General features: G+C 68.7%; 11 protein-coding genes. 3 read left to right on the forward strand and 8 right to left on the reverse strand.

The genetic code is table 11. The features are described 5' to 3' along the window. Positions 1 to 633: 633 nt before the first annotated feature. Both OO67_RS24435 and OO67_RS24440 read right to left on the reverse strand, forming a co-directional pair. Complete coding sequence (locus tag OO67_RS24435; protein WP_244300307.1) at positions 634 to 2367, reverse strand: rhamnogalacturonan lyase family protein; 1734 nt, start codon at positions 2365 to 2367, stop codon at positions 634 to 636. A 593-nt stretch (positions 2368 to 2960) separates the two neighbouring features. Next, positions 2961 to 3698, reverse strand: a complete 738-nt coding sequence (locus tag OO67_RS24440) for a FadR/GntR family transcriptional regulator (RefSeq protein WP_033303477.1) — start codon at positions 3696 to 3698, stop codon at positions 2961 to 2963. 259 nt (positions 3699 to 3957) lie between these two features. Here OO67_RS24440 and OO67_RS24445 point away from each other — a divergent pair, with 259 nt between their 5' ends. Together OO67_RS24445 and OO67_RS24450 are read left to right on the forward strand one after the other, a co-directional pair. After that, on the forward strand, positions 3958 to 5286 hold the full coding sequence (locus tag OO67_RS24445) for an ABC transporter substrate-binding protein (RefSeq protein WP_033303479.1): 1329 nt from the start codon (positions 3958 to 3960) through the stop codon (positions 5284 to 5286). A 77-nt stretch (positions 5287 to 5363) separates the two neighbouring features. Then, positions 5364 to 6641 (forward strand): cellulase-like family protein, encoded by a 1278-nt coding sequence (locus OO67_RS24450; RefSeq protein WP_033303480.1) that lies wholly within the window; start codon positions 5364 to 5366, stop codon positions 6639 to 6641. Between the two features lie 91 nt (positions 6642 to 6732). Here OO67_RS24450 and OO67_RS24455 read toward each other — a convergent pair whose 3' ends face one another. The 5 genes from OO67_RS24455 to OO67_RS24475 all read right to left on the reverse strand — a co-directional run bounded on the left by OO67_RS24455 (position 6733) and on the right by OO67_RS24475 (position 11417). Further along, on the reverse strand, positions 6733 to 7656 hold the full coding sequence (locus tag OO67_RS24455; RefSeq protein WP_244300308.1) for an SMP-30/gluconolactonase/LRE family protein: 924 nt from the start codon (positions 7654 to 7656) through the stop codon (positions 6733 to 6735). Between the two features lie 61 nt (positions 7657 to 7717). Continuing rightward, positions 7718 to 8692, reverse strand: coding sequence for a sugar kinase (locus OO67_RS24460; protein WP_033303481.1), 975 nt, complete (start codon positions 8690 to 8692; stop codon positions 7718 to 7720). Beyond that, entirely contained in the window at positions 8689 to 9330 is a 642-nt protein-coding gene (locus tag OO67_RS24465) for a bifunctional 4-hydroxy-2-oxoglutarate aldolase/2-dehydro-3-deoxy-phosphogluconate aldolase (RefSeq protein ID WP_033303482.1), read from the reverse strand. The genes OO67_RS24460 and OO67_RS24465 overlap by 4 nt, the downstream gene beginning before the upstream one ends. 74 nt (positions 9331 to 9404) lie before the next feature. Then, positions 9405 to 10550 (reverse strand): galactonate dehydratase, encoded by a 1146-nt coding sequence (gene dgoD / locus OO67_RS24470; protein WP_033303483.1) that lies wholly within the window; start codon positions 10548 to 10550, stop codon positions 9405 to 9407. Between the two features lie 90 nt (positions 10551 to 10640). Beyond that, positions 10641 to 11417 carry an SDR family NAD(P)-dependent oxidoreductase gene (locus tag OO67_RS24475; RefSeq protein WP_208861080.1) on the reverse strand — a complete coding sequence of 259 codons (777 nt, stop codon included), beginning with the start codon at positions 11415 to 11417 and terminating at the stop codon, positions 10641 to 10643. Positions 11418 to 11798: 381 nt separating this feature from the next. Between OO67_RS24475 and OO67_RS24480 the strand changes: the two genes are divergently transcribed. After that, positions 11799 to 12872, forward strand: a complete 1074-nt coding sequence (locus OO67_RS24480) for a rhamnogalacturonan acetylesterase (RefSeq protein WP_051709762.1) — start codon at positions 11799 to 11801, stop codon at positions 12870 to 12872. 63 nt (positions 12873 to 12935) lie between these two features. Here the strand turns inward: OO67_RS24480 and OO67_RS24485 are convergent, their stop codons facing one another. Then, positions 12936 to 14825, reverse strand: coding sequence for a rhamnogalacturonan lyase family protein (locus OO67_RS24485; RefSeq protein WP_244300310.1), 1890 nt, complete (start codon positions 14823 to 14825; stop codon positions 12936 to 12938). Between the last annotated feature and the right edge of the window lie 13 nt (positions 14826 to 14838).

Below are 14838 nucleotides of genomic sequence, written 5' to 3' on the forward strand. Positions count from 1 at the left end.
AGGCTGTCGGGCACGTCCGCAGCCTCATGAAGCACGCGCCGCCCGCCCGATGCAGTACTCGAGCGATCGCTTCGTCGCGCGGCGGTGCTGTTGTGTGGCGAATGCCGAGTGAGGTCTGCAGGCGGATGCCTCCGTTGCGAGCGGGTGGCCAGCGACGAGGGACGAAAGGGCGCGGGCTGCCGCACAGCCCATGTCGTGCAGCGGCTGCCGGACAGTCGTCAGGGGAGGAGCTGTGAGCCGCTTCGGGCAAGTCGTCGAACCCGACGACCGACACGTCATCGGGCACCCCCGAGGTCCAGAGCACGGGTGGCGTCGAGAGCTCCGACCGCAAGGGGGTCCGCGCCCGTGACAATGGCTGTGGGGCTTGAGTGGTCAGGAGCTCGGTGACCGCGTGCAGGCCACCGGCCCAACGCATAACTCCGTAAATCTACTTCGAAAGACTTGAAGCTCAGCTTTGTGATGTGCGACCGCAGCCCACGGAACTTCGCCTCCTCCCCATCGCGCGTTCCATGCGCTGCCACCCCGGCCGCGGACGACGAGCGGCACCGGCGGATGTAACACCCGCCGGTGCCGTCACAGCACTGGCCAGTCCCGATCTCCGGGCCTGTGCCCGCCGCCCTGCAGCCGCGTTGTCTACTCGGCGGACTCGCCCACGTAGCTGATGTCGGGCCTGGGAGGTGCGGACATCTCGTGGCCGAGGTAGTAGTCCACCTGATGCGACTGCATGTATCCCTTGACCGTCATGTCGTTGCGGTACGCGGGGTTGTGCGCCAGCGTGTACAGACGGTTGTCCGTCGCCTGATCGGTGGAGAGGATCACGAGTTCGTTGTTGTCGGCGTTGGTGAAGACAGCCTCTTCGCGCCAGTCACCGAACAGATCACCGATCAACGTGGGGTTATCGGTGGACCCGAAGCCCCTCGCACCGAGCTTCCATACGGTCTCGACCCGAGGCACGCTCCTGGCCGTACTCGGGGAGGCCGGGTTCCACTTCTCGATCTTGCCGTCGTTGAGCAGTTCCATGCCCAGGTCGCCGTCCCACCACAGTCCCAGCGCCGGCCAGGGCTGCAGTGAGGTGTTCTTCGCCAGGAGCTTGTTGGACTTGGCGTTGTAGAGGCCCGAGAAGGACCATGCTTCCATGCCGGGCTCATCGGGGTCGATGTCGCCGACCAGGCCGCGTCCGACGTCGACGATGCCCTTGGCACTGTGCTTCCAGATCATGCTGCCGTCGGTCGCGTCGTAGTAGTACTCGCGCAGACCGCTGGTGTTGTCCTGCTGGACTCCGTAGCCCTGAAGGCCGGGCCGGTCAGGGTCCATCTTTCCGATGTACCAGCGGTCCCCGTGACCGATTCCCTGGTCCGCCAGCGAGTAGCGGAGGGTGCCGTCACCGTTGAGGACGAACCCGATCTCGGCGACCTCGTCCTTGCCGTCGCCGTCGACATCGATGACACGCGTGTTGTGCCCGTCCGCGGCGGACTGTTTGCCGCGCAGCCATTTCCACTTCTGTTCGATCTTGCTGCCGTCGAACGTCCACGCGCCGATCATGAGGTTGAAGCCGCCCTTGCCGACGCGGTTCTTCATGAAGGACACCAGGGTGGGGGTGCGCCCGTCGAGATGGCCCACAGCGAAGCGCGCGGCCAGCGGCCCGTCGGCGATGTAGTCGTCGGGGACGGGGGCCGTGGCTCGAGGGGCGCCTGTCAGGCCGTCGAGCATGGCGATGAACTGGCGGTCGCCTTTGGCCCGGGTGAACTTCGTGCCGTCGCCGAACGTCACACCGCCTGCGATACGCGCCGCCACCTCCGCCTTGCCGTCACCGTCGAAGTCGTAGACTGTCACGCCGTCCCAGTTGCCGGTGTCGATACTCGATGCCCCTCCTTCGATGTTGTTGACGTTCTTCCCGTTCGGCCCCATGTTCATGGACCACAGGAAGGTGCCGTCGCTGCGATAGGCCTCAATGGTGCGTGGGGCGGTCTGCCTGTCGACGATGTAGTCGTACTCGCCGTCGCCGTCGAGGTCCCCGACCCACGTGAACTTGATCTGGGCGCCATCGCGCAGGGGTATCCGGACCACCGGTTCCTGGGCATGGTCCGCGGACAGCTCGAAAGTGCCACTGGGACCTTGCTCCGTGCCGTCGACGACCGGGCGGACCCGGTAGCTGTTGCTCTGCGTCAGGTCGGCCGTGGTGTCCGTGAAGTTGGTGCCCTTGGTGAGCACCTGTGAGTTCAGCTTGGCGTATCCGCCACTCTCGCCGGTGGACCGGTAGACGTTGAAGCCGATTCCTTCGGGATCCAGTCCCAGCAGCCGCCAGGAGACGAGAACGTCGGTCGAGCTGCTGCGTACGGCCACGACTCCCCGACCGAGCTTCTCCATCGGTCGCGCCGTCGCAGATTCCGGGTCAGCAGAGGAAGGGTCTTGAGCGGCCATGCCCATCGGGGTGAAGTCGGTCAGCAGGGCCGCAGACAGGACCAACGCGGTCGAGCCAACGCCTGTGACCCACCAGCCGATCTTGCGACGTCGGTGCTTGGGGTGCACGTGAATCTCCTGTTACATGTGACACGGAAGTGATGCGCAGCCGGGCAGGGCCCCGGCATCGCCTCCTGATCGAGCGCCTGACGATTGGGAGACCCGCCCGGAGAGCGTCTGTCACAGAAAGCACGGCTGCTTTCCAAGTGGCGCCCGTCACATGTGCATTATCGGCCGTACGCCTTCGGCTCGGGGTAGCGGCGGCTGACGCCGACGGGCCGTCAGGTGCGCAGGAGACCGCACGGCAACGCGACCGGTCCGAGTCCGCAGTGCCGACCCGATGTAGAGCCTCGCCCAAATCCGGGCCCCTCGGAGGGGGAACAGGGCGGCCCTGCCGGTCGGTTACTCAGAGAAGGACCGCCGTCCGCCGAGGTGTGACGTCGACGGTGGCAGGAGGCGTCTCGTCGAGGCCACGGACCAGAGCTGCGCCGTCACCCGGTTCAGCGGCCCGAAGTGGGACTTTGCGTCACTGGGCCTTTGGAGCTCGCGGTTATGCGGTCGAGGTCGTGCGCCGCCTTGGCCAGGAGATCGAGCATGGCGAGCTCCGCCCGCGCCGGGTCACGCTCCCGGACCGCGTCCAGCACTGCCTGATGGCTGGGCACCGGGTCGTCGGCCGCGGCATGGGTGTGGACCAGCCGGTCGCGTTCCCGCAGACCTGGTTCGAGCAACATGTCCATGCGGGTCAGCATTTCGTTGCCGGTAGCCGCGAGAAGGGCCCGGTGGAAAGCAGCATCCGCCTCTGCCGCAGCTGTCGAGTCGGCCTGGGCCCGTCCCATGGCATCCAGGGCATCCTGGAGCGCGTCCAGGTCCGCTTCCGTCCGATGCACGGCAGCGCGGTGCGCGGCCGCGGGTTCGACGATGGAACGGACGTCCGCGAGGTCCCGCATCAGTTGTTCACCGCCGCCGCCGTCGACCCTCCAGCGAATGATGTCCGCGTCGAGGAGGTTCCAGCGGCTGCGCTCGGTGACGAAAGTCCCGCGCTTCTGGCGGGCGTCGATCAGCCCTTTGCTCGCAAGGACCTTGAGCGACTCGCGCATGACGGTGAGGCTCACATCGAGCTCCTCGCCCAGGGCACGAATGTCCAGGGTCGCCCCCACGGGGATGCTGCCGCTCACGATGCGGGTGCCGAGGATGTGCACAACCTGGCCATGTACACCTCGTCCGCTGTAGGACGCCATGTCGCGCTCTCCTCTCGATGCGCACACCGTCGTGCGCGCATTGTGGGTGCTGCCGCTCGTGCGCAGTGATCGCATCTTACCGGCATGCATTAATTATGAATACATCTTGACACTGCAGGGGCTCGCCCCCACGATGAAGCCACTTCACCGAGCCGCACACGCAGGAGCCGCCTGTCATGTTGTCGTTGCCCGCCCGAAAGTCGCACCCACCGCTCTCCAGGCACCTGCCCATGTGCGGCTCGGCATGGTGCGAGGAGCTGTGACAGGCCCCGGCCGAAGAGCCCTTCTGCGCGGCGCCGGCGGTCTCGGCCTGGGGCTGCTGACCGCCCCGGCCCTGGCCGCGTGCGGTACCGCCGACGCTGCGCCGGTCCGGTCCGGCAAGGTCGGCATCAGTGTCTGGACTCATGACCCCGGCTACATCAAGACGTTCGAGACGGCGGTGAAGGACTCCGCGCTGATGCGCGGCTCTCCCTTCGACTTCCGGATACGGTCCACCAGCACGGCCCCCAGTGATGTCGTGACACGAATGGTCGCGCAAGCGGTCGCTGACGGGAACACCCCCGACCTTGCCGGCATCGTCGTGGACCAGTTCTCCCGTGTCATGGGCTCATCCATCGCCGAGAACCTCTTCGTCGACCTGACGGAGACCATACGGCCTCTGGGCGACGATCTTCTGAAACTCGCCCCCTATGTGGTCGACGGCATCGCCTACGGCCTGGACTCCGACAATTCGATCACAGTCCTCTACTACCGGCAGGACGTGTTCGACAAGTACCACGTGCCCGAGGACGTCGGGACGTGGGAGGAACTGGCGGAACACGGAGAGCGGCTGCACTCCGACCACAACATCAGCCTGGGCATGGTCTCCACCGGCGACAACGTGTCGGTCGTCAACGGATTTCTGCAGCTTCTGCTGCAACGCGGCGGCGGGTTCTTCGACCCGACCGGCGAACTGGTGCTGGACTCCCCCGAAGCCGTCGAGGTACTGGAGTTCATGAGCCGCGGTGTGCGCACCGGGGTCCTGCTCGCCCTGCCGGACCCGTACGGCAGCGCGTGCGCCGCGGCACTCAAGTCCGGGCGGCTGGCAGCCACGGCCATGCCCAACTGGTACAACGCGTACGGGCTGCAGGCCAACGTGCCTGATCAGAAGGGCAGATGGCGGATGCGGACACTGCCGCGCTTCGCCGGCGGCGGACATCTCGCCTCCACCTTGGGTGGCACTGCGTTCACCGTGCTGAAGGACAAGCCCAACACGGACGCCGCCCTGGAACTGCTGCGACGGGTCTATCTCAGCCGTGAGGGGCAGATCCTGCGCTACAGGTCCGGCGGCTTCCTGCCGACACTGAAGCCGCTGTACCAGGATCCTGAACTCCTCGGCGTGAAGGACGAATTCCTGGGTGGCCAGAGAGTGTTCGATGTCTACAGCCGAGCCGCTGCCGACCTGCCCCTCTTCTACCAGGCGCCCGGGATGCAGATCCTGATTGACGTTCTCGGCGGGCCGGTTCTCGACGCACTCAAGGGACGTACCTCTCCAGCCGCCGCGATCAAGGCCGGACTCGCCGCCTACCGGCAGCAGGTGAAGCGATGACCACGTCATCCGCCCTCCCCGTCTCTGCTTCCCGCCCCCGCTCACCCGCAAGCTGACCACGGAAGGCGCGCTCCACCATGCCCACCCCACTGCCCGCCCATCTTCCCGCCACCCTCACCATCTCTCTGTGGGATTTCACCTGGTACACCCGCACCGGCCCCGGCGAGCCCTTCGCCGACCTCGACCGCGCCTTCGCCGAAGCGGTCGAGCGCGGCTACAACACCGTCCGTATCTGCGCCATGCCGCTGCTGCTCTTCGGCACCGGCCTCGACACCACAGGACTCCGCCTCGGCCCCCTGGGCGGCGACTACGGGCAGCGGGTGCGCTGGTACGACGTGCGCGGCACCACCGAGATCGACGCCCGTGCCCATCTGCTCACCCTGTTCGAGGCGGCCAGGCGGCACGACTGCTTCGTCATCCTCTCCAGCTGGGAGTACCAGCAGTCCCCCTCCTTCGCCGGTGACCGGGCCTGGTTCGACGCGATCATGGCCATCGCCCCCGAGCGCCGAGCGGAGGCGCTCGCCGACGCACTGGCCGACCTCATCGACTTCCTGGCCGCCCATGACGGCCTGGACGACCGGGTCGCCTTCACCGAGCTCCACAACGAGGTCCAGGCAGGCCGCCTGGCCGAAGGACTCACGGACGACGACACCGTCGTGGCCCTCCGCCCCCGCCTGGAACGCGGCCTGGACCGCTTCCGCAAGCGGCACCCCGACCGGCCGGTCACCGTCAACTACGCCCATGTGCCCGTCGGCTCGATGCGAGGCATCCCCCGCGACATCGACGTAGCCGTGTTCCATCCCTACGTCTACGGCGTCCTCGACGAGCTCCTCGACACCTACGCCCTGCGTGACTTCTCACGGCCCTTCCCCCAGGAACGCGCCGCGCGCGAGCTGCTCCGCCCCGGAGCGCCCGCGCTGGAGGACTGGGCCCCGCCGGAGGAGGACCGGTGGCGCCTCGAAGCGACCGTTGTCGGCCTGCGCGAGGTCTACGTCCACGACTGGTGCGACCCGGACCTCTTCGACGCCTGGCTCTACGACCGCTACGCCGTCCACCGCTCCGCGATGGAAGCGAAGCTCAGCATCTGGATCGCGGCAGCCGCCGACTGGGCCGCCGAGGCGGGGGTGCCGTTCGTCTTCGGCGAGGGCTGGATCGGATACACGCCCCTGCACGGCACCTTCGAGGAGGGGCCGGTCGGCGCCGCGTTCTGCCGCCGTGCCGTCACCGAAGCCGCCCGGGCCGGGGCACGCGGAGCCGTCGTGTGTTCCAATGCCGCACCGCAGCATCCGATGTGGCAGGACATCCGCCTCCAGCAGGAGTGCAACGCCCTGCTGCGCGACCACCCTGTCGTCTGATACGCCCTGGGCCGTGCGGGCCGCGCACATGTGCGTGGGCCGCACGGCCCACACACATGTGCCGGTCACTGCTCCTGTTGGGGCCGGCGGGTCAGAGGACTCGATCGGCGAATGCCGCGGAGGCGGGCCGAGCGGCCGGGGCAATGGCATCGCACCGAGCCGTCAGTACCGCACCGTCCAGTGGCCCCGGCGCCTCCAAGCCGATAGCCGCAGTGGTCACAACGATGTGCTCACCCGTCAGACAGATACTGGACGGCTGGCCGGCCGGCACCGGGACGGCCAGCAGCAGCGTGCCGTCGGGGGCGTAGCAGCGGATCTGCCCGGCTCCCCAGATCGCGCTCCACAAGCGGCCCTCGTTGTCCACCGTCATGCCGTCCGGGCTGCCTGCCGCCGGGTCGACCTGGAACACCGAACGGCGGTCGGAGAGCGTGGCGTCGGCGGGGTCGACCGTGTAGGCGTCGACGGTGCCCACCGCACTGTCGGCCAGGTACATCGTGCGGCCGTCGGGGCTGAAGGCCGGGCCGTTCGGGATGGTCAGATCCCTGAGCACGGTCCGCATCGCGCCATCGGTGTCGAGCAGGTGCAGGGCACCCGCCCCCGGGGTGCCGTCGTAAGCCATCGTGCCTGCCCACATACGACCGGCCTGATCGCAGACCGCATCGTTCATACGAATGCCAGGGCCGGTGCCGTCGGGCCCACCGATGCGCCGGACGACCTGCCCGGACCTGTCGAGCACGACGAAGCCCGTCCCAGCAGCGGCCAGCCACCCGTGTCGGCCTGCCTCTCCTGTCTTTCCGCAGGCCAGCGGAGCCACAGCACCGAGCGGCTCGTCGAGCCGGGCCATCTCCTCGAGTGACCGGTGCCCTTCGGCCGGTGCTCTCAGCAGCCGGCCTGCCAGGATGTCCACCAGCACCACCGTCCCGTCGGCAAGGAGCCGCGGCCCCTCCCCCAGCTCCAGCCGGTCCTCCGTCATCGGCCGGAAGCGGCCGACCATGGGCACGTCGTACGCCGTCATGGCACAACCTCTCGTCCGCCCCGCGACCATGTCGCCACGGGGCGTGTTCGCTCGGACAGGATCAGCGGATGGCGCTGCCGGGGGTGGCGTCCAGCAGGGCCAGTTCGTCACGGTGGGGCAGCCCTTCCCAGTCGCCGTTCGAGGCGACGGCGAAGGCCGCGGTGGTGGTGCCACGCCGGAGCCTGGCGGCCGGACCGAGGGCGTCGAGCCGGCCGGACAGATACCCGGCGCAGAACGCGTCGCCCGCGCCGACGGTGTCGATGACCGGCACCGTACGGGCGGCTGCCCGCACCGGGGCCGCTCCGGGATGGTGCAGGTCGGCGCCGTCCGCGCCGCGTTTGACGACGACCTCTCCGATGCCCGCCTCGAACAGTTCCGCGATCAGGTCTGCCTCCTCTCGCTGCGGGGCTGCCCCGGGGGCGGCGGAGAGGAGGGGAAGTTCGTCGTCGGACGCGATCACGACATCCACGTACGGAAGCAGAGGGTGCAGTGCCTTTGCGGCGGCCTCCTGGCTCCACAGCCGGGTGCGGTGGTTGACGTCGAGAGTGACCGTCCAGCCGTGCTCGGCGGCGTACGCGGCAGCGGACCGGACCGCTGCCAGAGGGCCGTCGCCGAGCGCGCAGGTAATGCCGGTCAGATGCAGGATGCGGGCACCCGCTTCCAGAGCCGGGGCCAGGTCCTCTGGCCGCTGGCGGGAGGCGGCCGATCCCGCGCGCCAGTAGTGCACGCGTGCCAGGTCGGCGACGCGGCGCTCCCGGAGCATGGCGCCGGTCGGCGCCTGGGGATCCGTGGTGGCGTGGCTGGTCTCCACGCCCTCGCCGCGCAGGGTGCGAAGGATGACCCGGCCTGGTTCGTCGCTGCCGGTGCGTCCGGCCCACGAGACGCGGTGGCCGAGTCGCGCCAGGCCCACGGCGACGTTGAACTCGGCCCCCGCCACCGTCGTACGTGCCGTACCGCCCGCGCCCAGCGGCCCCTCCGTCTGCAACGAGAGCATGGCCTCACCGAAGGTGAGGACGTCCACGGCCGGGATGCTCACGAGCGTGCCTCCGTACGGCAGACGCTCAGGAAGTCCTTCGCCCTCGTCCGCAGGGCGTCCAGGTCGCCGCCGTGCGGTGCGTCACCGGCGAGCGGGCTGCCCACACCCACGGCGACGGCCCCCGCCGCGAAGTACTCCGCGGCGGCCTGTGCGTCCACGCCGCCGACCGGTACGAACGGCAGATCGGGGAAGGGGTCGCGCAGGGCCTTGAGGTATGCGGGGCCGCCCGCCGAGGCGGGAAAGAGCTTGACCGCGCTCGCGCCTCCGGTGCTCGCCGCGACCGCTTCGGACGGGGTGAGTGCGCCTGCCAGCACGGGCAGGCGCCGGGCCACGGCCTCCTCGAATCCGCCGCCGAGCGCGGGGGTGACGATCCAGGTCGCGCCCGCTTCCTGGGCACGCCGGGCGTGGTCAGCGGTGACGACGGTCCCCGCCCCGATCGCGATGGACGAGCCGACGGCGCTCGCCGCCCGGGAGATGACCGTGAGGGCGTCGGCCGTGTTCAGGGAGACCTCGATGAGCCCGATGCCCTCCTCCGCCAGGGTGAGCACGGTGCGCAGCGAGGCTTCGGCATCGCGGCCCCGCACGATCGCGACGAGGCGGTCACGGCGCAGCCGGGTGGTGAAATCTTCTGTTTCCATGTGGGCTTACTACTCCGGTAGGTGGGGGCAGGAGGTGGGCGTCCGGTACGGATACCTGTGTGGCGGGCGGCCGCTCACCACTCGGCGAAGGAACCGTCGGGGTGGCGCCAGATCGGACCACGCCAGTCCGGTGTTCTCCCGTCGGCCGCCCGTACGACCTTCTCATCGACCTCGATCCCCAGCCCAGGCCGGGTGGGCCGGTTCAGATGTCCCTCGTCGAAGCGGAACACCTCGCGGTCGACGACGTAGTCGAGCACCTCGGCACCCGCGTTGTAGTGGATCCCGATGCTCTGTTCCTGGATGAGGAAGTTCGGTACGGAGAAGGCGATCTGAAGACTCGCGGCGAGGGAGAGGGGCCCCAGCGGGCAGTGTGGGGCCACCAGTACGTCGAAGGTCTCCGCCAGGGCCGCGATACGGCGCACCTCGGAGATGCCGCCGGCGTGCGAGAGGTCCGGCTGCAGAACGGCGATACCGGCCTGGAGCGCGGGCAGCGCGTCGGTCCGCGAATAGAGCCGTTCGCCCGTGGCTACGGGGATCGGCGTCGCCTCGACGACATCCCGCAGCAGGTGGGTGTGCTCGGGCAGCAGGGGTTCCTCGACGAACAGCGGATTCAGCGGCGCGAGGTACGGCAGGACCCGGCGCGAATTCGCCACTGTGAAACGGCCATGGAAGTCGATGGCGAAGTCGCGGTCCGGGCCGAGGACCTCGCGGGCCGTCGCGGCGCGCCGGACGACCGCGTCGATGTCACGAGGGCTCGCGATCCGGTTCATCCTGCCGGTGGCGTTCATCTTCACCGCGGTGAACCCGGCCTCCACCTGTGCCTGGACGGCGTCGGCGATCTCCGCCGGCTCGTCTCCGCCCACCCAGCTGTAGGCCCGCACCCGCTCGCGGACCGGGCCGCCCAGAAGCACGTGGACGGGGACCCCCAGCGTCTTGCCGGCGATGTCCCACAACGCCTGGTCGAGTCCGGCGACGGCGCTCGAGAGAACCGGGCCTCCCCGGTAGAAGGAGCCCTTCGTCATGACCTGCCAGTGGTCCTCGATGCGCATCGGGTCCTTGCCGATGAGGAGCTCGGCGAGCTCGTGGACGGCGGTGCGTACCGTCGCCGCCCGTCCCTCGATGACCGGTTCGCCCCAGCCGACGACGCCGTCGTCGGTCTCCACGCGGCAGAAGAGCCAGCGGGGTGGTACGGCGAACGTCTCGACACGTGCGATCTTCAAGAAGGCTCCAGGAGATGGCCGCGGACAGCGCGGCGTCGGATGAGGCCGGGACGGCTCAGGAGCGCGACAAGGGCTCCGGATGACTGCCGGTCAGGACGAGTTCTTCATGACGCTCCATCCCCCGTCCACGACGAGCGACGCGCCGGTCATGAAGGACGCGTCGTCGCTGAGGAGAAAGCCGATCGTCGACGCGATCTCCTCCGGCCGGCCGAGCCTCCGTGCGGCGGTCTCCTCGGCCGCGCCCTGCCGGTCGGCCTCGTCGATGTCCTCCCACGCCTGGGTGAGCACCGGGCCGGGCAGGACGGAGTTGACTCGGACCTGGCCCCCGTACTCCACGGCGAGCTGCCGGGCCAGCCCTGTCAGACCCGCCTTGGCCGCAGCGTACGCGGGGCGCCCGGGCAGCCCCACGAGCGCGTGGACCGACGAGACCAGGACGGCGCTCCCACCGGTGGCACGCAGATCGTCGAGGCAGGCACGGAAGCCCAGGTAGGAACCGGTGAGCGAGACCGCGAGCTGCCGGTTCCACTCCGCCGCGCCGATCACGTCGGCTGCTCCGATCCGCACGGTGTAGGCGTTGCTCACCAAGGAGTGGACCGGGCCGAACGCCTCACGAGCTGCGTCGACCGCCCTCTGCCACGAGGATTCCTCGGACACGTCGCAGTACTGGAAGAACGCACGGCCACCCGCATCCCGGATGCCTTCGGCGACCTGCTGACCTGCGTGCGCATCGATGTCGGCGATCAGGACACCGGCACCCTCGGAGGCCAGCCGACGGGCCGTCGCGGCACCGATGCCGGACGCACTGCCGGTCACCAGGACACAGCGCCCCTCGAAACGCCTGCCGCAGGTCGAATGCAGATGGTCCACGAGCAGTCTCCAGGTACGACGGACGAGCAGATCAACGACATTAAATATTAATTATCGGTTCGCGCCAAGGGCTGCGCGGCGTCAGGCACGATCAGCCGTCGGCGCCGGGACACGCGATCCGCAACCTCGCCGACTCATGAAGTACAGACTGAAGCAATCTGTCTCAAGATATTGACGGGCGCTCGACCCTGCACCAAAGTGCTCGCGTTGGCACAGCCTGCTCGATCAGCTCACCGCACATCTCCCCGGACGCAGTCCATGCTGCCGCGGCTGGCTACCCGACAAGTCGTGCAGGACAGGATCAGCGCGCTGCGATCACTCCGTAAGGCAAATCCGGCACCCGCCCCACGGGGCTCCTTGAGCCAGTGAAGGGACACAGTCATGCCTTCTTCTGTACCTCGTCTACGCAGAGCAGTCCGAGTAACCGCACTCCTCAGCGCCGCAGTGGGGTTCGCCACCCTGCTCGGGCCCCCTGCGCAAGCCCACGGCTCCTCCGACCGGGAACGTGCCGTGCCGAGCGAGTGCTCAGGGACATCCCCCATCGTCTGCCACGTCGACGTACCCCCGGGCAACTACACCGTCTCGGCTCTGCTGGGGGGCAGCACTCCGGGAAGCACCAGCGTCCTGGTCGAGGCGCGGCGGACGATGCTCGCCGAGACCCCGACCCAAGCCGGCCGGCACGCACTGCGCACCTTCACCGTGAACGTGCGCGAGCCCGAGGGCCAGCCCACGGACCCGACCGGAACCCCCGGCCTCGACATCCGCTTCGAGGGTGCCGCACCCCAGCTCTCCGGACTCAAGGTGACCCCGGCCCACCGCACTCCACAGATCCTGCTGGCCGGCGACTCCACGGTGTGCGACCAGTGGTACGTCCCGTACGCGGGCTGGGGGCAGGAACTCACCCAATTCCTCCGACGCGGGATCTCGGTCGCCAACTACGCGGACTCCGGCGAGTCGACGCAGAGCTTCCTCGACAATCCCTTGCTGTTCGACGCCCTGGAGGCCCGGATCCGGCGGGGGGACCTGGTCCTCATCCAGCTGGCTCACAACGACAAGACCACCACAGCGGCCGCCTACCGTGCCAATCTGACCGCCATGGCCGAACGGGTCGTCGCCCAGGGTGGACGGCCCGTGTTCGTCACTCCGATCGTCCGGCGCCGCTTCAACAGTGACGGGACGCTCAACGGTGTGGCCCTTCACGTGACCGGGCAGGCCGACCTGCCGGCGGAAATGCGTTCCCTGGCGGAGGAGCTCGACGTCCCTCTGGTGGACCTGACGGCGATGTCGCAGGAGCTCGTGGAACGCCTCGGCCCCGTGGAATCCCGCGGTCTCTACCTGACGGATGTCAACGGTGACAACACCCACACCTCCGTTCACGGAGCCACCCGGTACGCGACCCTCGTGGTCGGCGCCCTGAAGGACCAGCGGCTCATCCCCTCCCGGCTGATCCGCTGAGAGCGGAGGCGAACTGGTCGGTGCCCTGCGCGGCGTCGCCGCGCGGGGCACCGAAGGGCTCGCTCAGGATCCGCTCGGCGCGTAGACGATGTCGGGCCGGGGCGGCTCGCTCATGCCGTCTCCGAGGAAGTAGTCGACCTCGTGCGACTGCAGGTAGCCCTTGACCGTCATGTCGTTCCGGTAGGCCGGATTGTGGGCGAGGGTGTACAGACGCGTCTCCGTGGGCCGGTCCGTGGTGAAGACGATGAGTTCGTCGTTGTCGGCGTCGGCGTAGACGGCTTCCTCGCGCCAGTCGCCCATGATGTCGCCGACCATGGTCGGATTGCCGGCGCTGCCCACGCCTACGGCCCCGAACTTCGAGGTGGTCAGCAGCCTCGGCAGGCTGTTGCTGGCATCCGGCGCCTCCGGGTTCCACTTCTCCAGCTTGTGGTTGTTGAGCAGTTCCATGGTGAGGTCACCGTCCCACCAGAGCCCCAGGGCGGGCCACGGGCTGAGCGAGGTGTCGGACTCGGTCAGCTTGCCGGTCGGGGCGTTGTAGACGCCGGAGAAGGACCAGGCCTCCATGCCGGGGTGGCCCGGGTCGATGTCTCCGACGAGCCCTCGTCCCACATCGGTGACGCCGTCCGCCGTGTGCTGCCAGATCATGCTGCCGTCGGCGGCATCGTAGTAGTACTCGCGCAGGCCGCTGGGGTTGTCCTGCTGGATGCCGTAGCCCTGGAGGCCGGGGCGGTCGGGATCCATCTTCGCCAGGTAGAAGCGGTCGCCGTGGATGACGCCTTCGTGTGCCAGTGAGTAGCGCAGTGTTCCGTCACCGTTCAGGACGAACCCGATCTCGGCGATCTCGTCCTTGCCGTCACCGTCGACGTCGACGATCCGCGTGTTGTGCCCGTCAGGAGCATTCTGATCGCCCCGCAGCCACTTCCATTGCCGGACCACCTCACTGCCGTCGAACTTCCAGGCGGTCATCATGAGGTTGAAGCCTCCGTTGCCGACACGGTTCTTCATGTAGGCGACCAGGCTCGGTGTGGAGCCGTCCAGATGGCCCACACCGAAGCGGGCGTACATGGGACCGTCGGCGAGGTAGTCGTCGGGTACGGGCGCGGTGGCCCTGGCGGCGCCCGTTCGGCCGTCGAGGATCGCGATGAACTGGTGCGAGTCGTCGCCGTAGGAGAACGTCTCACCATCGCCGAAGGTGACGCCGTCGGCTATGCGAACGGCCACCTCGGCACGGCCGTCGCTGTCGAGGTCATGGACCGTGACACCGTCCCAGTGCCCCACGTCGATGGTGGACGAGCCCCCCTCGATGTTGTTCTGGTCCGTGCTGTTGTGACCCATGTCCATGCGCCACAGCAGCGTGCCGTCGCTGCGATAGGCCTCGATCTGTTGAGGGGAGGTCTGGCGGTCCACCACGTAGTCGTAGCGGCCGTCACCGTCGAGGTCGCCGACCCAGGTGAACTTGACCGGGCCGCCCTCCTGCAGGGGGATGCGGACCACGGGCTCCTTGGCGTGGTTCGCCGACAGCGTGAAGATCTTGCTGGAAGCCTGCTCCTTACCACCCTTGACCGGACGCACGCGGTAGCTGTTGGTCTTCGTGAGGTCGGCGGTGGAGTCGACGAAGTTCGTCGCTCCGGTCAGTACTTCGGCGTTGAGCTTGGTCGAGGCGGCGCCGCCTGTGGACCGGTACAGATTGAACCCGATGTCGTCGGGGTCGAGCCCGAGCAGGCGCCATGTGACGAGTACGTCGGTGTCGCTGCTGCGTACGGCTACGACCGCCCGGTCAAGGTTCTCCATGGTCCGCGTGGCAGCCGCGGCGGGCCGTCCCTCGTCCGTGGTGGAGGTTGCGCCGGCTCTGGGCGGGCCGGCGATCATGGCCGCGGCACCGGCGATCACCGCCGCCATCGTCCCTACCGCCCACCGGACCCTGCTCCGGCGGTGCTTCTGCTGCTGGTGCACGAGAACCTCCTTG

The sequence above is a fragment of the Streptomyces atroolivaceus genome, assembly GCF_000717025.1.
GTDB lineage: Bacteria > Actinomycetota > Actinomycetes > Streptomycetales > Streptomycetaceae > Streptomyces > Streptomyces atroolivaceus.